General features: G+C 72.1%; 13 protein-coding genes, 2 rRNA genes and 1 pseudogene (1 of these 16 cut by a window edge). 8 read left to right on the top strand and 8 right to left on the bottom strand.

Annotated elements, in window-relative coordinates:
* The first annotated feature begins 55 nt into the window (after positions 1-55).
* Entirely contained in the window at positions 56-1,495 is a 1,440-nt protein-coding gene (locus F7Q99_RS19210; protein WP_153463061.1) for a cellulase family glycosylhydrolase, read from the top strand.
* Between the two features lie 27 nt (positions 1,496-1,522).
* On the opposite strand, the gene F7Q99_RS19205 is transcribed toward F7Q99_RS19210, so the two are convergent.
* Entirely contained in the window at positions 1,523-3,547 is a 2,025-nt protein-coding gene (locus tag F7Q99_RS19205; protein ID WP_153463059.1) for a M3 family metallopeptidase, read from the bottom strand.
* Between the two features lie 165 nt (positions 3,548-3,712).
* On the opposite strand from F7Q99_RS19205, the gene F7Q99_RS19200 reads away from it, so the two are divergent.
* On the top strand, positions 3,713-5,443 hold the full coding sequence (locus F7Q99_RS19200) for a bifunctional 3'-5' exonuclease/DNA polymerase (RefSeq protein WP_326846868.1): 1,731 nt from the start codon (positions 3,713-3,715) through the stop codon (positions 5,441-5,443).
* 4 nt (positions 5,444-5,447) lie between these two features.
* On the opposite strand, the gene dhaM is transcribed toward F7Q99_RS19200, so the two are convergent.
* Complete coding sequence (gene dhaM, locus F7Q99_RS19195) at positions 5,448-5,840, bottom strand: dihydroxyacetone kinase phosphoryl donor subunit DhaM (RefSeq protein ID WP_153463057.1); 393 nt, start codon at positions 5,838-5,840, stop codon at positions 5,448-5,450.
* 156 nt (positions 5,841-5,996) lie between these two features.
* Here dhaM and dhaK point away from each other — a divergent pair, with 156 nt between their 5' ends.
* The 4 genes from dhaK to F7Q99_RS19175 all read left to right on the top strand — a co-directional run bounded on the left by dhaK (position 5,997) and on the right by F7Q99_RS19175 (position 10,343).
* A complete protein-coding gene (dhaK, locus tag F7Q99_RS19190; RefSeq protein WP_153463055.1) occupies positions 5,997-6,992 on the top strand; it encodes a dihydroxyacetone kinase subunit DhaK in 996 nt (331 codons plus the stop codon).
* Between the two features lie 15 nt (positions 6,993-7,007).
* Entirely contained in the window at positions 7,008-7,649 is a 642-nt protein-coding gene (gene dhaL, locus F7Q99_RS19185) for a dihydroxyacetone kinase subunit DhaL (protein ID WP_153463053.1), read from the top strand.
* A 121-nt stretch (positions 7,650-7,770) separates the two neighbouring features.
* Positions 7,771-7,989, top strand: a complete 219-nt coding sequence (locus F7Q99_RS19180) for a heavy-metal-associated domain-containing protein (RefSeq protein ID WP_153463051.1) — start codon at positions 7,771-7,773, stop codon at positions 7,987-7,989.
* Between the two features lie 68 nt (positions 7,990-8,057).
* Positions 8,058-10,343: a heavy metal translocating P-type ATPase gene (locus F7Q99_RS19175; RefSeq protein WP_153463049.1), complete on the top strand. Its 2,286-nt coding sequence runs from the start codon at positions 8,058-8,060 to the stop codon at positions 10,341-10,343.
* Between the two features lie 50 nt (positions 10,344-10,393).
* Here the strand turns inward: F7Q99_RS19175 and F7Q99_RS19170 are convergent, their stop codons facing one another.
* From F7Q99_RS19170 to recD2, 4 genes and pseudogenes are all read right to left on the bottom strand, one after another.
* Complete coding sequence (locus F7Q99_RS19170) at positions 10,394-11,113, bottom strand: SDR family NAD(P)-dependent oxidoreductase (RefSeq protein WP_153463047.1); 720 nt, start codon at positions 11,111-11,113, stop codon at positions 10,394-10,396.
* Positions 11,114-11,673: 560 nt separating this feature from the next.
* Positions 11,674-12,897, bottom strand: a pseudogene (locus tag F7Q99_RS19165) (IS30 family transposase).
* A gap of 76 nt (positions 12,898-12,973) precedes the next feature.
* A complete protein-coding gene (locus tag F7Q99_RS19160) occupies positions 12,974-14,263 on the bottom strand; it encodes a citrate synthase (RefSeq protein WP_326846867.1) in 1,290 nt (429 codons plus the stop codon).
* A gap of 225 nt (positions 14,264-14,488) precedes the next feature.
* Positions 14,489-16,726: an SF1B family DNA helicase RecD2 gene (recD2, locus tag F7Q99_RS19155; protein ID WP_326846866.1), complete on the bottom strand. Its 2,238-nt coding sequence runs from the start codon at positions 16,724-16,726 to the stop codon at positions 14,489-14,491.
* Positions 16,727-16,962: 236 nt separating this feature from the next.
* Here recD2 and F7Q99_RS19150 point away from each other — a divergent pair, with 236 nt between their 5' ends.
* Positions 16,963-17,754, top strand: a complete 792-nt coding sequence (locus F7Q99_RS19150; protein WP_153463045.1) for a VOC family protein — start codon at positions 16,963-16,965, stop codon at positions 17,752-17,754.
* 104 nt (positions 17,755-17,858) lie between these two features.
* Positions 17,859-18,311 (top strand): GNAT family N-acetyltransferase, encoded by a 453-nt coding sequence (locus tag F7Q99_RS19145; protein WP_153463043.1) that lies wholly within the window; start codon positions 17,859-17,861, stop codon positions 18,309-18,311.
* A 61-nt stretch (positions 18,312-18,372) separates the two neighbouring features.
* On the opposite strand, the gene rrf is transcribed toward F7Q99_RS19145, so the two are convergent.
* Both rrf and F7Q99_RS19135 read right to left on the bottom strand, forming a co-directional pair.
* A 5S ribosomal RNA gene (rrf, locus tag F7Q99_RS19140) occupies positions 18,373-18,489 on the bottom strand.
* Between the two features lie 72 nt (positions 18,490-18,561).
* Positions 18,562-19,552 (bottom strand): 23S ribosomal RNA (locus tag F7Q99_RS19135) (it continues 2,129 nt past the right edge of the window).

Raw genomic sequence — 19,552 nt, 5'->3', positions numbered from 1 at the left:
GGTCCGGGCATCATCGGGCCCCACCCCACCGCCGTGTGCCCCCGCGAGGTCCCGAATGCGCCTGCGCCGCACCGTCGTTGCCCTCCTGCTCGCCGCCACCGCCGCCCTGAGCGCCACCCCGGCCTCGGCCCTGGACGCCCGCCCCGCCCGGTTCCCCACCGGGACGGCCACCGGCCCGGGCGGGCGCACCGCCCTCACCGACGCCGAGGGCCGCCGGCTCCAGCTGCGCGGCTTCAACCTCGACAAGTACGCCGAGACCACCGAGGCGGACGTCCGGTCCCTGGCCGCCCAGGGCTTCACGCTGATCCGGGTGGCGGTCTCCTGGACCAGGCTGGAGCCCGAGCGCGGCCGGCTCGACCCGGCCGAACTGCACCGCCTGCACCGGCTCCTCGGCTGGGCCGACCGCTACGGCGTCCTCACCCTCGTCGACTTCCACCAGGACGTCTACGGACCGAGGTTCGGCGGCGGCGACCGCGGCATCCCGGTCTGGGCCACCCGGGACGACGGCCTGCCGTTCACCCCCGACCCGAACGACTGGTTCGCCGGCTACTTCCAGCCCGCCGTCCAGGCCGCCTTCCGCCACCTCTACGACGACCCGGACCTGCGCGCCTGGCAGGCCGACTTCTACACCCGGCTCGCCCGCGAACTGCGCGACCACCGCTCCCTGCTGGGCTACGACCTGTTCAACGAGCCGTTCGGCCCGGTGGACGGCGACCCGACCGACCCGGCCGTGCTCGCCGCCGCCTCCGCCGCCCTGGAGCAGGGCCGGCTCGCCGACATGTACCGCCGCCTGATCGCGGCCGTCCGTCAAGTCGACCGCCGCGCCTGGCTGTTCGTCGAACCGACCGTCCTGGTCGGCCAGGGCGTGCCCACCCGGCTGCCCGGCTTCGCCGACCCGCGCCCCGGCGCCGCCCGGCTCGGCTACGCGCCGCACTTCTATGACACCGCGGTCGAGTCCGGCCACGACTGGGACCCGTCCGACGGCTTCGTCGAGCGCTACACCGCCGCGATCACCGGCTACCCGGCCGCCCACCGGCTGCCGGTCCTGGTCGGCGAGTGGGGGCCGCCCGACTCCCGGACGCCCGGCAACACCCAGCTGGTCCAACGGCAGGTCGCGGCGATGGACGGCTTCGCCGAGGGCTGGACGATGTGGTACTGGTGCCGCGGCACCGGCGGCTACTGCGCGCTCGACCCGGCCGGGCGGCCCGCCCCCGGCGACGAGCCCGCCTTCGGCCCGTACCCGGCGGCCGTCGCCGGGACGGACGTCAGCGCCCTCGGCCACACCGTCCGCTGGATCGCCGACGGCACCGGGCGCGCCACCGAACTCGTCCTGCCCGCCGCCGGATTCCCGCACGGCGCCCGCGTCACCGTCTCCCCCGCCACCGCCCGGGTCGACCTCGACCAGCCCGACGGCGGCCGGGCCGGCACCGCCCGGATCCGCCTCCCGCACACCCGCCCGGGCACCCCGGTGACGGTCACGGTCACGCCGCGCTGACCGTCACCGGGGCGGCCCCGCGGCCGGCTACGCCAGGCCCCGGCGGGCCAGCAGCGGCGCGGTCTCCGGCGAACGGCCGACCACCGCGCGGAAGGAGTCCAGCGGGTCCCGGCTGTAGCCGCGCGCCAGCAGCTCGCGCCGGAACAGCTCGCCGCTCTCCCGCACCGAACGCCCGTTGCCCTCGAACCACCGCACGGTGTCCGCGTCCAGCACCTCCGACCAGATGTACGCGTAGTACCCGGCGCTGTAGCCGCTGGAGAAGATGTGCTGGAAGTAGGCCGTCCGGTAGCGCGGCGGGATCGCCGGCACCGCGATCCCGGCCTCCGCCAGCACCCGCGCCTCGAACTCCTCGGCGTCCGCGATCTCCCGGCCCTCCGGCACGGTGTGCCAGGCCCAGTCCAGCAGCGTCGCCGCCAGGTACTCCACCGTCCGGAAGCCCTGCCCGAAGCCCTCGGCCGCCGCCATCCGCTCGACCAGCTCGGCCGGCAGCGGCTCCCCGGTCTCGTGGTGGCGGGCGTAGTTGGCCAGCACCTCCGGGCGGACCATCCACATCTCGTTCACCTGCGAGGGGAACTCGACGAAGTCCCGGGGCACCGCGGTGCCCGAGAACAGCGGGTAGCGCACGTCCGAGAACAGCCCGTGCAGCGCGTGCCCGAACTCGTGGAAGAGCGTGCGCACCTCGTCCCAGGTCAGCAGCACCGGCTCGCCCGGCGCCGGCCGCGCGATGTTGAGGGTGTTCAGCACCACCGGGCGCCGGCCCGTCAGCCCGGACTGGCTGACCAGCTCGTCCATCCAGGCGCCGCCGCGCTTGGACGCGCGGGCGTGGAAGTCGCCGATGAACAGGCCCAGCGAACCGCCGTCCTCCTCGAACACCTCGAAGACCCGGGCATCGGGGTGGTGGGCCGTCAGGTCCGGCCGCTCGGTGAAGGTCAGCCCGTACGCCAGCCCGGCGGCGTGGAAGACGCCGTCGTGCAGCACCCGCTCCAGCTCGAAGTACGGGCGCAGCGCCGCCGCGTCCACCCGGTAGGAGCTCTGCCGGACCTTCTCCGAGTAGTACGCCCAGTCGTGCGCGGCGATCTCCTCGACGCCGTCGGCCGCGGCCACCGCGGCCAGCTCGGCGGCCTCCCGGCGGGCGTTGGCCACGGCCGGCTCCACCAGGCGGGCCAGCAGCGCGTCCACCGCCTCGACGGTGCCGGCCGTCTCGTCCGCGACCACGTACGCGGCGTGGGTCGGGTGGCCGAGCAGTCGGGCCCGCTCCGCGCGCAGCGCGGCCATCCGGATCGCCAGCGGGCCGTTGCTGTCCGCCGCGCGGCCGAGTGAGGCCGCCAGCAGCCGCTCGCGCACCGACCGGTCGGTGAGCAGGGCCAGTTCGGGCTGCCCGGAGGTGTTCTTCAGGCTCAGGACGTACTTGCCGTCGCGGCCCAGCACCCGGGCGTTCTCGGCCGCGGCGGCGATCGCGTCGGCGGACAGGCCGTCCAGTTCCTCGGCCGAGTCCAGGACCAGCGCGGCGGCCCGGGTGGCGGCGTTCACGTTCTGCTGGAACGTCGTGCCGAGGGCGGCGAGTTCGGCGTTCAGCTCGCGCAGCCGCTCCTGCTCGGCCGCGCCCAGCCGGGCGCCGGAGCGGACGAACGCGGTGTGCCGGCGCTCCAACAGCCGCAGCGACTCCGGGTCCAGGCTCAGCTCGGCGCGGCGCCCGTACAGCTCCTCGATGCGGGCGAACAGCGCGCGGTCCAGGTGGATCGCGTCGTGGTGCGCGGCCAGCAACGGGCTGACCTTCGCGTCCACCTCGTCGACCACGTCGGTGGTGTCGGCGGCGGACTGGTTGCGGAACACCGCGTCCACCCGGCGCAGCAGATCCCCGGAACGCTCCAGAGCCACCAGCGTGTTGGCGAAGCTCGGCGGCTCGGGATCGGCGGTGATCGCGGCGATCTCGGCCAGCTGCTCGGCCATCCCGCGCTCGTACGCGGGCAGGTAGTGCTCCTCCCGGATCCCGGCGAAGGGCGGGAGTTCGTAGACCAGCGTGCTGGGTGTGAAGAACGGGTTCTCGGTCATTTCACGGACCATACGCGGTGTCTCCCATACTGCCTACGCGCCCCACCCGCGGTGTCGTACCCACCGGCTACCGTCGATCCCGGACCCCCGTGGATCCGCACGCCAGTCCCCTGGACCGCACACCCGCCGCACGCCCGCCCGCGCGCCCGAGAGGAGGAGCCCCCCGTGGCCCCCAGAACCGCCCTGGTCCCCGACCCGCACGGCCCCGGCGGCCGGCTCCAGCCGCTCGACGACGCCGGCAGCCCGCTCGGCCCGCCCGAGACCGTCCCCGACCTCGCCGCCGCGGTCGCCGCCCGGGAGGCCGCCGGGAGCGATCGTCTGCCGGGGCCGCGCTGGGTCTGGGCCGCCGCCGACAGCGCCTACGCCCCGCTGCTGCCGCGGCTGCCCGACCGGCTCGCCCGCTGCCACGACCTGCGGCTGGTGGAGGCCCTCCTGCTCGCGCACGAGGGCCGGTTCGGCGCGCCCCGCTCGCTCGGCGCGGCCTGGTCCCGGCTGCGCGGCCTGCCCGTGCCCGACGACCTGCCGGAGCCCGGCTCGGCCGAGTCCGACGACGGGCAGGACACCCTGTTCGCCCCCGACCGGCTTCAACTGCCGCCCGGCGCAGACCCGTTGGCCGCCGTCGTCGCCGTGCACGCCGAGCAGCAGCGCAGGCTCGCCGCGATCCCCGATCCGGCCGCCCGCCACCGGTTGCGGCTGCTGGTCGCCGCGGAGTCGGCCGGCGCGCTGGTCGCCGCCGAGATGACGCACGACGGGCTGCCCTGGCGCACCGACATCCACGACCGGCTGCTGACCGAACTGCTCGGCCCCCGCCCGACCGTCCCCGGCACCCAGCCCAAGGTGCTCGCCGAGCTCGCCGTCGAACTCCAGCAGGCCCTCGGCGGGCGCCCGTTCAACCCCGACTCGCACAGCCAGGTGCTGCGGGCCTTCGCCGACCGCGGCATCCAGCTGGGCTCCACCCGCTCCTGGGAGCTCAAGGGCGTCGACCACCCGGCCGCCCAGCTGCTCGTCCGCTACAAGGAGCTGTCCCGGATCCACGCCGCGCACGGCTGGGCCTGGCAGGACGCCTGGGCCCGCGGGGGCCGGTTCCGGCCCGAGTACGTCGTCGGCGGCGTGGTCTCCGGCCGCTGGGCCAGCCGTGGCGGCGGCGCCCTGCAGATCCCGCGCATCCTGCGCCGCGCCGTCGTCGCCGACCCGGGCTGGCTGCTGGTCGTCGCCGACGCCGCCCAACTGGAGCCGCGGGTGCTCGCCGCGCTCTCCCAGGACGCCGGCCTGGCCCGCACCGCCGCCGGCGGCGACCTCTACGAGGCCCTCGCCGCGAGCGCCTTCCACGGCGACCGCGACAAGGCCAAGCTCGGCCTGCTCGGCGCCATGTACGGGCAGACCAGCGGCGACATCGGCCCGCTGCTGAACACCCTGCGCCACCGCTACCCCGCCGCGATGGGCTACGTCGAGGCCGCCGCCCGCACCGGCGAGGACGGCGGCGTGGTCGCCTCCCGGCTCGGCCGGGTCTGCCCGCCGGCCTCCGCCGCCTTCCTCGACCTCACCGAGGCGCCCGAGACCGCGGGCGAGGCCGGCGGCCGGACGGCCCGCGCCCGCGGCCGGTTCACCCGCAACTTCGTCATCCAGGCCAGCGCCGCCGACTGGGCGCTCGTCCTGCTCGCCGCGCTGCGACGGCGGCTGAACGCCCTGCCCGCGACCGTCCCGGCCGACCGCCCGCACCTGGTGTTCTTCCAGCACGACGAGGTCGTCGTGCACACTCCCGCCAACCTCGCCGACGAGGTCGCCGCCGCCGTCGCCGAGGCCGCCGACGAGGCCCGGCTGCTGGTGTTCGGCGACACCCCGGTCCGCTTCCCGCTGACCACCGCCGTCGTGGACTGCTACGCCGACGCCAAGTAGCGGCTCACAGCTTGCGGAAGGCGCGGGCCTCCTCGGCCGCCGCGACCACCTCGGCCAGCGCCGCCCCGGTCGAGGCGGTCACGGCCGCCGCCACCGCGCCCTCCACGAACGGCGCGTCCACCAGCCGCACACCCGGCCGCGGCTCGTCCTCCAGCACCGTGACGGCGGTCAGCACCGAGCTGCCCAGGTCGGGCAGCACCACGACGCCCGCCCCGCCGTCCGCCTCCGCGATCGCCCGGGCGATCAGGTCGTAGCTGGTGCCGAGCCCGCCGTCCGCCGTCCCGGCCGCGACCGCCACCCGCACCTTGTCCGGGGCCAGCTCACCGAGCAGCTCCCGCAGCCCGGCGGCCAGTTGAGCACTGTGCGAGACCAGGACGACACCCACGTTTCCGCTCATGCCCCCGACCCTACGACCCGTCCACTGCTCCGGGAGAGTGAACGGGACCCGCGTGTCGCAGCCCGTGCCCGCCACCCCCGTCTGGCGTAGCGTCGGGACGGCGGCGTCCACGGCCCACGGTCCGCCGCAGCATCCTCACCAAGGGAGCGAAGAGCGTTGAAGAAGCTGATCAACACCCCGGAGAGCGTCCTGGAGGACGCGCTGGCCGGAGTCGCCGCCGCCCACCCCGAGTTGACGGTGGACATCCCCAACCGGGTGATCACCCGGACCGTCCGCCCCGACGCGCCCAAGGTCGCGCTGATCTCCGGCGGCGGCTCCGGCCACGAGCCGCTGCACGGCGGCTTCGTCGGGCGCGGCATGCTGGACGCCGCCTGCCCCGGCGAGGTGTTCACCTCCCCGGTGCCCGACCAGATGCTGGCCGCCGCCAAGGCCGTGGACTCGGGCGCGGGCGTCGTCTTCGTCGTGAAGAACTACACCGGCGACGTCATGAACTTCGAACTCGCCGCCGAACTCGCCGCCGAGGAGGGCGTCGAGGTCCGCACCGTCCTGGTCAACGACGACGTCGCGGTCGAGGATTCGACCTGGACCGCCGGCCGCCGCGGCACCGGCGCGACCGTCCTGGTCGAGAAGACGGCCGGCGCCCTGGCCGAACGCGGCGCCCCGCTCGACGAGGTCGCCGCCCTGGGCGAGCGGGTCAACGCCGCCTCCCGCTCCTTCGCGATCGCGCTCACCGCGGCGACCGTCCCGGCCGTCGGCAGGCCCGGCTTCGACCTGCCCGAGGACGAGATCGAGGTCGGCGTCGGCATCCATGGCGAGCCCGGCCGCCGCCGCGAGAAGCTGCGCCCGGCCCGCGAACTCGCCGCCGAGGTGGTCGAGACGATCCTCGCCGACCACCACCTCACCCCGGGCGACGAGGTGATCGCCCTGCTCAACGGCCTCGGCGGCACGCCCCTGATGGAGCTGTACATCGCCTACGGCGAGGTGGCCGCCCGGCTCGCCCAGCACGGCATCACGGTGGCCCGCAGCCTGGTCGGCAACTACGTGACCAGCCTCGACATGGCCGGCTTCTCGCTCACCCTCACCAAGGCCGACGCGCAGCTGCTGGAGCTCTGGGACGCCCCGGTCGACACCCCCGCCCTCAAGCGGGCCTGAGCCGGAGGAGGCGCCATGGACTTCGACACCCCGCTGTTCGACACCCCGCTGGCCGAGGCCTGGGTCCGCGCGATCGCCGCGGCCGTCGAGAAGGAGGAGGGCCGGCTGACCGAACTGGACTCCGCGATCGGCGACGGCGACCACGGCAGCAACCTCCGACGCGGCTTCGCCGCCGCCCTGACCGCCCTCGACGGCCTCCGGCCGGCCGGCCCCGGCGCGGTGCTCAGCAAGGCCGGCACCACCCTGATCTCCAAGGTCGGCGGCGCGTCCGGCCCGCTCTACGGCAAGGCCTTCCGCGCGATCGGCGCCGCCCTGCCCGGCCCGGCCGGCCCGGCCGACCTCGCCGACGCACTGGCGGCCGGCCTGGACGCTGTCCGCACCCTCGGCAGGGCCGAGCCCGGCGACAAGACGATCGTCGACGCCTACACCCCGGCCGTGGCCGCCTTCCGTGCCTGCGCCGCCGCGGGCGCCGCCCTCCCCGAGGCAGCGGGCGCGGCCGCCGACGCCGCCGAGCAGGGCGCCCGCGACACCATCCCGCTCCGGGCCCGCAAGGGCCGCGCCTCCTACCTGGGCGAACGCAGCATCGGCCACCAGGACCCGGGCGCGACCTCGACCGCCCTCCTCTTCCGCACCCTCGCCGAGGTCGCCGCGGGCTGACGCACCTCCGACCACCCCACCCCTTCAGGGAATACCCTGGAGGGGTATTGTGCTGTTCGAGTCAGAACCCGGGCCGACACCCGGGACCGTACCGACCGCTACCGACCTCCCGGAGGCCCTGATGTCCAGCACCATCACCTACACCGTGACCGGCATGACCTGCGGCCACTGCGAGAACGCGATCAGCGAGGAGCTCTCCGCCCTCGCCGGTGTCACCGAGGTCGCCGCCGACGCCAAGACCGGTACCGTGACGGTCTCCTCCTCCGCCCCGTTGGACGACGCGCAGGTCCGCGCCGCCGTCGACGAGGCCGGCTACGAGCTGGTCGGCCGGAACGCCTGAGCCCACCCGCCACGGCGGGGCCCGGGCAGCGGGCCCCGCCGTACGCCCCCACCAAGGAGCTGATCCGCATGAGTGCCACCGCCCCCGATGTCCAGGGCTCCGCCGCCGTCGAGACACGGGACCGGGTCGAGCTGTCGATCGGCGGGATGACCTGCGCCTCCTGCGCGGCCCGGATCGAGAAGAAGCTCAACCGGATGGACGGCGTGCAGGCCACGGTCAACTTCGCCACCGAGAAGGCCCGGGTGGACTACGGGCCCGGCGTGACGGTCGAGGACCTGATCGCCACCGTGGAGCGCACCGGCTACACCGCCGAGCCGCCACCGCCCCCGGACGTCACCGCCCCCGCGCCCGAACGGACCACGCGGCCCGAACAGCCCGCCGCCGACCCCCTGCTCGACCGGCTGCTGGTCAGCACCGTCCTCAGCGTCCCGGTGGTCATGCTGTCGATGATCCCGGCCCTGCAGTTCACCAACTGGCAGTGGCTGGCCTTCGCGCTCACCGGTCCGGTCGTCGTCCACGGCGGGTTGCCGTTCCACCGCGCCGCCTGGACCAACCTCAAGCACGGCGCCGCGACCATGGACACCCTCGTCTCGCTCGGCACCCTGGCCGCCTTCGGCTGGTCGGTCTGGGCGCTGTTCTGGGGCCACGCCGGGATGCCCGGGATGCGGCACGAGTTCTCGCTGTCGATCGGCGACACCGACGCCTCGTCCACCCTGTACCTGGAGACGGCCGCCGCCGTCACCGTGCTGATCCTGCTCGGCCGCTACCTGGAGGCCCGCTCCAAGCGCCGGGCCGGCGCCGCCCTGCACGCCCTGCTGGACCTCGGCGCCAAGGACGTGTCGGTGCTCCAGGGAGGCCGGGAGATGCGCCTGCCGGTGGCCCGACTCGCCGTCGGCATGCGGTTCGTGGTCCGCCCCGGCGAGAAGATCGCCACCGACGGCATGGTCGTCGAGGGCACCTCCGCGGTGGACGCCTCGATGCTCACCGGCGAGTCCGTCCCCGTCGAGGTCACCGTCGGCGACGCCGTCACCGGCGCGACCGTCAACGCCGGCGGGCGCCTGGTGGTCGAGGCCACCCGGATCGGCGCGGACACCCAGCTCGCCCGGATGGCCAAGCTGGTCGAGGAGGCGCAGAACGGCAAGGCCGCCGCGCAGCGCCTCGCCGACCGGATCTCCGCCGTCTTCGTCCCCGTCGTCATCCTCATCGCGCTCACCACCCTGGTCACCTGGCTGCTGGTCTCCGACAGCCCGACCGAGGCGTTCACCGCCGCCGTCGCCGTCCTGATCATCGCCTGCCCGTGCGCGCTCGGCCTGGCCACCCCGACCGCCTTGATGGTCGGCACCGGCCGCGGCGCCCAGATCGGCATCCTGATCAAGGGCCCCGAGGTGCTGGAGACCACCCGCAGGGTCGACACCGTCGTCCTCGACAAGACCGGCACCGTCACCACCGGCCGGATGGCACTGGTCGCCGTGCACACCGCCGAGGGCGTCACCGAAGCCGAGGCGCTGCGCCTCGCGGGCGCCCTGGAGCACGCCTCCGAGCACCCGATCGCCGCCGCCATCGCCGCCGCGGCCGCCGAGCGGACGGGCCAACTGCCGCCCGTCGAGGGCTTCGAGAACGTGCCCGGCCTCGGCGTCCAGGGCGTCGTGGACGGCCATGCAGTCGTCGCCGGGCGGGAGGCGCTGCTGAACGACTGGTCGCAGTACCTGCCGGAGGGTCTGGCCGAGGCCAAGCGCACCGCCGAGGCGGCGGGCCGGACCGCGATCGCGGTCGGCTGGGACGGCGAGGCGCGGGCCGTCCTGGAGGTCGCCGACGCGGTCAAGCCGACGAGCGCGGAGGCGATCGCCGAACTGCGTGCCCTGGGCCTGCGCCCGGTCCTGCTGACCGGGGACAACCGGACGGTGGCCGAGGCCGTCGCCGCCGAGGTCGGCATCGGCCCGGAGGACGTGATCGCCGAGGTGCTGCCCGAGGACAAGGTCGCCACCGTCGAACGCCTCCAGGGCGAGGGCCGCTCGGTCGCCATGGTCGGCGACGGCGTCAACGACGCCGCCGCGCTCGCCCGGGCTGACCTGGGCCTGGCCATGGGCACCGGCACCGACGCCGCGATCGAGGCGAGCGACCTCACCTTGGTCCGCGGCGACCTGCGCTCGGCGGCGGACGCCATCCGGCTCTCCCGCCGGACCCTCGGCACCATCCGGGGCAACCTGTTCTGGGCCTTCGGCTACAACGTCGCGGCGATCCCGCTGGCCGCGGCCGGACTGCTCAACCCGATGATCGCCGGCGCCGCGATGGCCTTCTCCTCGGTCTTCGTGGTCACCAACAGCCTCCGGCTGCGCCGCTTCAAGGCCGCCTGACAACGCGGAAGGGCCCGGACCGCATACGGTCCGGGCCCTCTTCCGTTGCCTCAACGGCCGAGCAGCTCGCCGCCGTTGCAGTGCAGGATCTCGCCGGTGATGAACCCGGCCTCCGGCGAGGCGAGGAAGAACACGGCCGCGGCGACCTCACCGGTCTCCCCGATCCGCCCGAGCAGGGTGCGGGCCGCCCGGCGGGAGACCTCGGCCTCGTCCAGCCGCGGGCCGAAGAACTCGGTGCCGGCCACCGTGCCCGGGGCGACGATGTTGGCGGTGATCCCCGAAGTGCCCAACTGGGCCGCCAGGAAGTGGTTCCAGGCGTGCAGCGAGGCCTTCGCCGCGCCGTACGAGCCGGCCCCGCGCAGGGCGGCGATCGAGCTGATGGTGACCACCCGGCCGGAGCCCGGCGTGAGCCGGTCCCGGATCGACTCGGTGAGCAGCACCACGGTCAGCACGTTCCGCTCGAAGTCGCCGCGCCAGCGGGCCAGCAGCGCGTGCGGGCCGCCGCCGATCACGGTCTCCCGGCTGCCGGCGTTGTTCACCAGCACGTCGATCCGCTCGGGCAGTTCGTCGAGTGCCGCCTCGACGGCGTCCGGGTCGGCGAGGTCGCAGACCAGCGGGGTGACGTTCGGCCCGAGGTCGGCCGCGGCCTTGTCCAGCACCGCCCGGCGGCGGCCGACGATCACGACCCGTTCGCCGGCCTCGGCGAACCGCCGCGCCACCTCGTACCCGATTCCCGTGCCACCGCCGGTGACAACGACGTTCCTGGCCATCTGCGCACTCCCTCCCCAGTTCCGCCGCCGCGCTGCGAGGGTGCGGGACGGTCCGTACCGGAATGCCACGATTCCTATCACGCTCGGTTGCCGTGACTGCGGGGAGGGTGACGTCCGGCGCGCGGGAAGGTGTGATATGAGCGCGGCACCATGCGCACACGGAGCGTGGCGAGAGGCAGGTCACATGCCTCGGGCGTAACTTCTCGCGCCCTGGTACGTCTTAGGTTGGTAGTGCGGCAGTTTTCCCGAGGACCGGAGACACGGCGAACGGCATCGTGTCCCCGCGCCTCCGCTGTCGCCGACGGGGCTCCGGCGGGCCCCGGGTCGGCCGTCGACCTCGACGGCCTTCGCGCACGGCGCCGGGGTCGTGGCGGGTCAGGGACGCTTTGAGCGGCCGTCCTGGGCTGCGGCCGGCCCCGGAGTCGTGCGTCGTTCGATTCCGTCCCCGTGCACACGCGCCCGTGCGGGAGTACCCGCGACGATGTGCGGCGCGGGAACACGCGAGGGCCCGGCCGCACACCGGCGGTTTCTAGTGGTCGTTGCAACACGTGGTCGGTTGTCTAGGCCGCGAGGAGTTTAGCCAGACGCTCGGCTGGGGTTTCCCAGCCGAGCGTTTTGCGTGGGCGGCGGTTGAGCTGGTCGGCGACGGCGGCCAGGTGCTCGGGCGTGTGGACCGACAGGTCGGTGCCCTTGGGGAAGTACTGCCGCAGCAGGCCGTTCGTGTTCTCGTTGGAGCCGCGCTACCAGGGACTGGCCGGGTCGCAGAAGTAGACCGGGATGTCGGTGGCCAGGCTGAACTCCGCGTGCCTGGCCATCTCGCTGCCCTGGTCCCAGGTCAGGGACCGCTTCAGCTGGACCGGGAGTGTCCGGGCGGTGGCCACTAGGGCGTCGCGGACGGTCTCGGCGGTGTGGTCGCCGGGCAGGTGCAGCAGCATCACGTAGCGGGTCGAACGCTCGACCAGGGTGCCGATCGCGGACTTGTGCTCCTTGCCGAGGATCAGATCGCCCTCCCAGTGGCCGGGGACGGCCCGGTCCTCGGCCTCGGCGGGGCGCTCGCTGATCATGACCATCGGGTCGGTGAAGCGGGAACGCCGGCAGTTGGCCTGCCGCTGGGGCCTGCGGCGGGCCCGGCCTGAGCGCAGGGCACCGGCGAGCTCGCGCCGCAGCTCGCCGCGGCCCTGGACGTAGAGCGCCTGGTAGACGGTCTCGTGGACCACGTGCATCTCCGGCCGGTCGGGGAACTGTCGACGTAGAGCGTGGCAGATCTGCTCCGGGCTCCACTGCTCGTCCAGCATCGCCTGGACGGCGGCGTGCAGCTCGGGGTTCTCGGTGATCTTGCGGGCCTTGGGGCGGGGCCGGCGAGCGTCCGCCCTGGCCTGGGCGGCGTGCGGACGGTAGTGCCACTGCCCGCGAGTGCCCTCGGTGCGGTTGCGGCGGATCTCCCGGCTGATGGTGGACGGACTGCGGCCCAGCTCCGCGGCGATGGCCCGCACGGTGGCCTTCTCCCGCAGCCGGTCGGCGATGTGGATCCGCTCGTCCTCGCTCAGATACCGGGAGACACCGGAAGGCGGCACCACCATGCGAATCGGTGGTGCCGCCTTCTGCCGCTGCTCGGCTCCGCGGCCGTGACGCCACTTCTGGCCGGTCCGGCGGGCGATGCCGACGATCCGGCACGCCTCGGTGTTCGTGTAGCCCTGCTGCATGAGCCGGGAGTATGCCTCCCGTTCCCGGCGCAGCTTCACAGGCCCCTGGGCCGTCCGGCCCTTGCGGATCTCGAAGTCCAATGCATCCCCTGAACTGGGGTGTTGCAACGACTCCTAGAACCCAAGCACCTGCGGCCGGGCCCTTCGGGGTTCTGCGTCAGCGGTCGCCGAGGGCGACGTAGTCGCGGATCGCGGTGCCCGTGTAGATCTGGCGCGGACGGCCGATCCGGCTGGTCGGGTCGTTGATCATCTCGTGCCAGTGGGCGATCCAGCCCGGCAGCCGGCCGAGGGCGAACAGCACGGTGAACATGCTGGTCGGGAAGCCCATGGCGCGGTAGATCAGGCCGGTGTAGAAGTCCACGTTCGGGTAGAGCTTGCGCGAGACGAAGAAGTCGTCCTTGAGGGCGTGCTCCTCCAGCTTGAGCGCGATGTCCAGCAGCTCGTCGTTCTTGCCGAGCTGGCCGAGCACCTCGTGCGCGAGCTTCTTGACCTGCGCGGCACGCGGGTCGAAGGCCTTGTAGACGCGGTGGCCGAAGCCCATCAGCTTGACGCCGGCCTCGCGGTTCTTGACCTTCGTGATGAAGGCGTCGACGTCGCCGCCGTCCTTCTGGATGCTCTCCAGCATCTCCAGCACGGCCTGGTTGGCGCCGCCGTGCAGCGGGCCCCAGAGCGCGGAGATACCGGCCGAGATCGAGGCGAACAGGTTGGCGTGGCTGGAGCCGACCAGGCGCACGGTGGAGGTCGAGCAGTTCTGCTCGTGGTCCGCGTGCAGGATGAGCAGCTTGTCGAGGGCGTTGACCACGACCGGGTTGAGCTCGTAGTCCTCGGCCGGGACGGCGAAGGTCATCCGGAGGAAGTTCTCGACGTAGCTCAGGTCGTTGCGCGGGTAGACGAAGGGCTGGCCCATCGCCTTCTTGTACGCGTAGGCCGCGATCGTGGGCAGCTTGGCGAGCAGGCGGACGGTCGACAGGTGGCGCTGGGCCGAGTCGAACGGGTTGTGGCTCTCCGGGTAGAACGTGGACAGCGCACCGACCACCGAGGACAGCATCGCCATCGGGTGGGCGTCCCGCGGGAAGCCCTGGAAGAACCGCTTGACGTCCTCGTGCAGCAGGGTGTGCTGGGTGATCTCGCGGTTGAACTCGGCCAGCTGGTCCGCCTTGGGCAGCTCGCCGTTGATCAGGAGGTACGCGGTCTCGATGAAGCCGCCCTCTGACGCGAGCTGCTCGATCGGGTAGCCGCGGTACCGCAGGATGCCGGCGTCACCGTCCACGAAGGTGATCGCGGACTTGTACGCGGCGGTGTTACCGAAGCCGTTGTCCAGGGTGACCAGGCCGGTCTGCGGGAGCAGCTTCGAGATGTCGAAGCCGGCGTTGCCCGCAGTGCTCTCGACGACGGGGTACTCGTACTCGCCGTCCTGGTACCGCAGTACTACCGAGTTGTCGCTCACGTCTTCCTCACCGACGAAATGAATCCTCTTCCAAGGTGCCCTGACTGTCTCTACCTTCCCCCATCTGGAGGACAGTCGCGCACCCGGGGTGGCCCGAAAGGGCCCGCCCCTACAAAACCTGCCGCCACAGCCGGTACGAACCGGACAAGATCGGCACCACCCTAGGCTCTGCCGTAAATCTCTTCACGTCAAGAGAACATTAGAGGCAACCATCCTGTTGGATAATCATCCAGTCGCAAGTCGGTGATCGAGCGCGGCATGCCTCCGACCTGCACTGACGGCTCGCACAGCCTGCGCGATCGCCTTCCGTGACCCAACCAGCACCACGAGTTTCCGTGCCCTGGTCACGGCGGTGTACAAGAGGTTTCGCTGGAGCATCGTCCAAGCGGACATAGTGACCGGAATCACCACCACCGGATACTCACTGCCCTGCGAGCGGTGGATCGTCACCGCGTACGCGTGGGCCAGTTCGTCGAGTTCGTCGAAGTCGTACGGCACCTCCTCGTCCTCGTCGGTGAGCACCGTCAGCCGCTGGTCGTCCAGGCTGAGAGCGGTCACCACTCCCACTGTGCCGTTGAAGACGCCGTTCCGCCCCTTGTCGTAGTTGTTGCGGATCTGGGTGACCTTGTCCCCCACCCGGAACGTCCGCCCGCCGAACCGCCGCTCCGCCAGCCCCTCCCGGGCCGGTGTCACCGCCGCTTGCAGCAGCGTGTTCAGATTCCCCGCCCCGGCCGGCCCCCGGTGCATCGGCGCCAGCACCTGGACGTCCCGGCGCGGGTCGAACCCGAACTTCTGCGGGATCCGCCGCGCCACCACGTCCACCGTCAGACCGGCCGCCAGCTCCGCGTCGTCCTCCGCGAACAGGAAGAAGTCCGGCAGGCCGTCCGTCAGCGGCGGCTTCCCCTCGTTGATCCGGTGTGCGTTGGTCACCACACCCGACTGCTGCGCCTGCCGGAAGATCCTGGTCAGCCGCACCGACGGAATCGGCCCGCCCTCCGCCAGCATGTCCCGCAGCACCTCCCCGGCGCCCACCGACGGCAGCTGGTCCACGTCCCCGACGAACAGCAGGTGCGCCCCCGGCGGCACCGCCTTGACCAGCTTGTTCGCCAGGATCAGGTCCAGCATCGAGGCCTCGTCGACCACCACCAGATCCGCGTCCAGCGGCCGGTCCCGGTCGTACGCCGCGTCCCCGCCCGGCTTCAGCTCGAGCAGCCGGTGCACCGTCGAGGCCTCCGCCCCGGTCAGCTCCGCCAGCCGCTTCGCCGCCCGGCCGGTCGGCGCCGCCAGCACCACCTTCGCCCGCTTCGCCAGTGCCAGCGTCACGATCGACTTCACCGTGAACGACTTGCCGCAGCCCGGACCACCCGTCAGCACCGCGACCTTCTCCGTCAGCGCCAACCGCACCGCCTGCTCCTGCTCCGGCGCCAGCTCGGCCCCGGTGCGCCTCGCCAGCCACTCCAGCGCCACCGGCCAGTCGACCGACCCGAACCACGGCATCCTGTCCGCGTCGGCCCGCAGCAGCCGCAGCAGCTGGTTGGCGAGCGAGATCTCCGCGCGGTGGAACGGCACCAGGTACACCGCGGTGATCGGCTCACCGCCCTCCCCCGGCACCGACTCGCGCACCACCCCCTCCGCCGCCACCAGCTCCGCCAGGCAGTCGATCACCAGCCCCACGTCCACCTGGAGCAGCTTCACGCCGTCCGCGATCAGCCGCTCCTCCGGCAGATAGCAGTGCCCCTGGTCGCTGCTCTGCGACAGCGCGTACTGCAAACCGGCCTTCACCCGCTCGGGGCTGTCGTGCGGAATCCCCACCGCCTGCGCGATCCGGTCCGCCGTCAGGAAACCGATGCCCCACACGTCCGCGGCCAGCCGGTACGGCTCTTTCCGCACCACCCCGATCGAGGCGTCTCCGTACTGCTTGTAGATGCGCACGGCCAGCGAGGTCGACACCCCGACGCCCTGCAGGAAGACCATGACCTCCTTGATGGCCTTCTGCTCCTCCCAGGCCGCCGCGATCTTCTTCGTCCGCTTCGGCCCCAGCCCCGGCACCTCGATCAGCCGACCGGGCTCGTTCTCGATCACCTCCAGGGTGTCCGCCCCGAACCGCTCCACGATCCGCTCGGCGAACCGCGGCCCGATCCCCTTGATCAGGCCCGACCCGAGATACCGCTGGATCCCCTGCACGGTGGCCGGCAGCACCGTCGTGTAGTTCTCCACCACGAACTGCCGCCCGTACTGCGGGTGCGAGCCCCACCGCCCGTGCAGCCGCAGCGACTCCCCGACCTGCGCCCCCAGCAGCGCCCCCACGACGGTCAGCAGGTCGTTACTGCCCCGGCCGGTGTCCACCCGGGCCACCGTGTACCCGGTCTCCTCGTTGGCGTAGGTGATCCGCTCCAGCACCCCCTCCACCTGGGCGAGCTGGCGCTGCGCGAGCTGCTGTCCCGCCTGCGGCTGCCTGGCCACCGGGACCCCCTTCGACCGGTACGGGCGGACCTTTCCGCTACGCACCGTACCGCCCCGGTCGGACAGGCCCCGAGCCGCTGTCAGCGGCCTCTCCCGAGGGCCCGTGCCGGCAGCCTCCGTCAACGACCCCTGCCGGTCTGCCGTGCGGCCCTCCGGCGCAGGTGCCACGCTGGGAGGGACCGGGGGGTCGCCGACCGAGCCCGCGCCCGTACGGGCCCCGTCCGAGGAGCAGTGCCATGCTCACCACCGCCTACCGCCCCGGCTCCCCGGTCTGGCTCGACCTGAGCAGCCCCGACACCCGGGCCTCCGTGGACTTCTACACCACCCTGTTCGGCTGGACCTTCGACTCGGCGGGCCCCGAGGCCGGCGGCTACGGCTTCTTCCAGCTCGACGACCGGACGGTCGCCGCCCTAGGCCCGCTCGCCGAGGACAACGCCCTGCCCGCCTGGACGCTGTACTTCCACACCCCCGACGCCGACCGCACCACCGAACTCGTCCGCCAGGCCGGCGGGCGCGTCCGGTTCGCCCCCTTCAACGTCTTCACCGCGGGCCGGATGGCCGGCTACACCGACCCGATCGGCGCCGAGTTCGCCGTCTGGCAGCCCCACGACACCCCCGGCCTCGACGTGGTCACCGAGGAGGGCAGCCTCTGCTGGACGGAGTGCTACAGCGTCGACGCCGAGCGCTCCAAGGCCTTCTACCGTGCGGTCTTCGGCTGGCAGGAGCAGGACGTCCCGATCGGGGAAGCGCTCTACACCGTCCTCACCCCGGCCGGCGGCGGCACCGACGACGCACACGGCGGCATCATGCAGCTCGGCCCCGAGCAGACCGCCGCCGGCACCACCTCGCACTGGCTCCCCTACTTCGAGGTCCCCAACGTCGACGCGAGCCTCGCCATCGCGAGCACCCTCGGAGCGACCGTCCGGATCGCCGCCATGGACGTCCACGGCGTGGGCCGGCTCGCCCAGCTGCACGACCCGCACGGCGCCGTCTTCGCCGTCATCACCAGCGCCAAGCCCGGCGAGTGACGCCGGCTCACCCCGCCTGGATCACCCCTCAGGAGGGCCGTGAAGGCGTGCTACGGGCACGGCCGGGCGGTGGTGCGGGTGAGGGAGCCTCCTATCCTCTGATCATGACCGATCTGATGATCCGCCGGGCCACCGAAGAGGACCTTCCGGCGATAGTGGCCATGCTCGCCGACGACACCCTGGGCGCCACCCGCGAGAGCCCCGACGACCTCACCCCCTACCGCACCGCCTTCGCGCGCATCGACGGCGACCCGCACCAGCACCTGGTCGTCGCCGAACGCGCCGGCCGGACCGTCGGCACCCTGCAGCTGACCCTCGTCCCCGGCCTCTCCCGGAAGGGCTCCATCCGCACCATCATCGAGGCCGTCCGCATCCACGCCGACGAACGCGGCAGCGGTCTCGGCACCCAGCTGATCGAGTGGGCGATCGACCACTCCCGTGACCTCGGCGCCGACCTCGTCCAGCTCACCTCGGACGCCACCCGCACCGACGCCCACCGCTTCTACGAGCGGCTCGGCTTCGTCCGGTCGCACTACGGCTTCAAGCTTCCGATCTGAAGCCTCCCGGAAATGCGAAGAACCCCCATCCGGAATCGGATGGGGGTTCTTCGGAATAATTGTTCGGCGGCGTCCTACTCTCCCACAGGGTCCCCCCTGCAGTACCATCGGCGCTGTAAGGCTTAGCTTCCGGGTTCGGAATGTAACCGGGCGTTTCCCTCACGCTATGACCACCGAAACACTATGAAACTGTCCGACCCGCCGACAGGGCAGTCGTTGTTTCAGAACAACACAGTGGACGCGAGCAACTGAGGACAAGCCCTCGGCCTATTAGTACCGGTCAACTCCACCCCTCACAGGGCTTCCATATCCGGCCTATCAACCCAGTCGTCTACTGGGAGCCTTACCCTCTCAAGGAGGTGGGAGTGCTCATCTCGAAGCAGGCTTCCCGCTTAGATGCTTTCAGCGGTTATCCCTCCCGAACGTAGCCAACCAGCCATGCCCTTGGCAGAACAACTGGCACACCAGAGGTTCGTCCGTCCCGGTCCTCTCGTACTAGGGACAGCCCTTCTCAACACTCCTACGCGCACAGCGGATAGGGACCGAACTGTCTCACGACGTTCTAAACCCAGCTCGCGTACCGCTTTAATGGGCGAACAGCCCAACCCTTGGGACCTACTCCAGCCCCAGGATGCGACGAGCCGACATCGAGGTGCCAAACCATCCCGTCGATATGGACTCTTGGGGAAGATCAGCCTGTTATCCCCGGGGTACCTTTTATCCGTTGAGCGACGGCGCTTCCACAAGCCACCGCCGGATCACTAGTCCCTACTTTCGTACCTGCTCGACCCGTCAGTCTCACAGTCAAGCTCCCTTGTGCACTTACACTCAACACCTGATTGCCAACCAGGCTGAGGGAACCTTTGGGCGCCTCCGTTACCCTTTAGGAGGCAACCGCCCCAGTTAAACTACCCACCAGACACTGTCCCTGATCCGGATCACGGACCCAGGTTAGACATCCAGCACGACCAGAGTGGTATTTCAACGACGACTCCACAACAACTGGCGTTGCCGCTTCACAGTCTCCCACCTATCCTACACAAGCCGAACCGAACACCAATATCAAGCTATAGTAAAGGTCCCGGGGTCTTTCCGTCCTGCTGCGCGAAACGAGCATCTTTACTCGTAATGCAATTTCACCGGGCCTATGGTTGAGACAGTCGAGAAGTCGTTACGCCATTCGTGCAGGTCGGAACTTACCCGACAAGGAATTTCGCTACCTTAGGATGGTTATAGTTACC

This window comes from Streptomyces kaniharaensis, assembly GCF_009569385.1.
GTDB classification, from domain to species: domain Bacteria; phylum Actinomycetota; class Actinomycetes; order Streptomycetales; family Streptomycetaceae; genus Kitasatospora; species Kitasatospora kaniharaensis.
The sequence above is the reverse complement of the archived record's forward strand: the minus strand, read 5'-3'. Positions and strand labels throughout refer to the sequence as shown.

Coding starts and splice junctions, on each gene's coding strand:
- F7Q99_RS19145 (WP_153463043.1), top strand. CDS start 17,859: ATGACCGATCTGATGATCCGCCGGGCCACCGAAGAGGACCTTCCGGCG.
- F7Q99_RS19150 (WP_153463045.1), top strand. CDS start 16,963: ATGCTCACCACCGCCTACCGCCCCGGCTCCCCGGTCTGGCTCGACCTG.
- F7Q99_RS19170 (WP_153463047.1), bottom strand. CDS start 11,113: ATGGCCAGGAACGTCGTTGTCACCGGCGGTGGCACGGGAATCGGGTAC.
- dhaL (WP_153463053.1), top strand. CDS start 7,008: ATGGACTTCGACACCCCGCTGTTCGACACCCCGCTGGCCGAGGCCTGG.
- F7Q99_RS19210 (WP_153463061.1), top strand. CDS start 56: ATGCGCCTGCGCCGCACCGTCGTTGCCCTCCTGCTCGCCGCCACCGCC.
- F7Q99_RS19205 (WP_153463059.1), bottom strand. CDS start 3,547: ATGACCGAGAACCCGTTCTTCACACCCAGCACGCTGGTCTACGAACTC.
- dhaM (WP_153463057.1), bottom strand. CDS start 5,840: ATGAGCGGAAACGTGGGTGTCGTCCTGGTCTCGCACAGTGCTCAACTG.
- F7Q99_RS19175 (WP_153463049.1), top strand. CDS start 8,058: ATGAGTGCCACCGCCCCCGATGTCCAGGGCTCCGCCGCCGTCGAGACA.
- F7Q99_RS19180 (WP_153463051.1), top strand. CDS start 7,771: ATGTCCAGCACCATCACCTACACCGTGACCGGCATGACCTGCGGCCAC.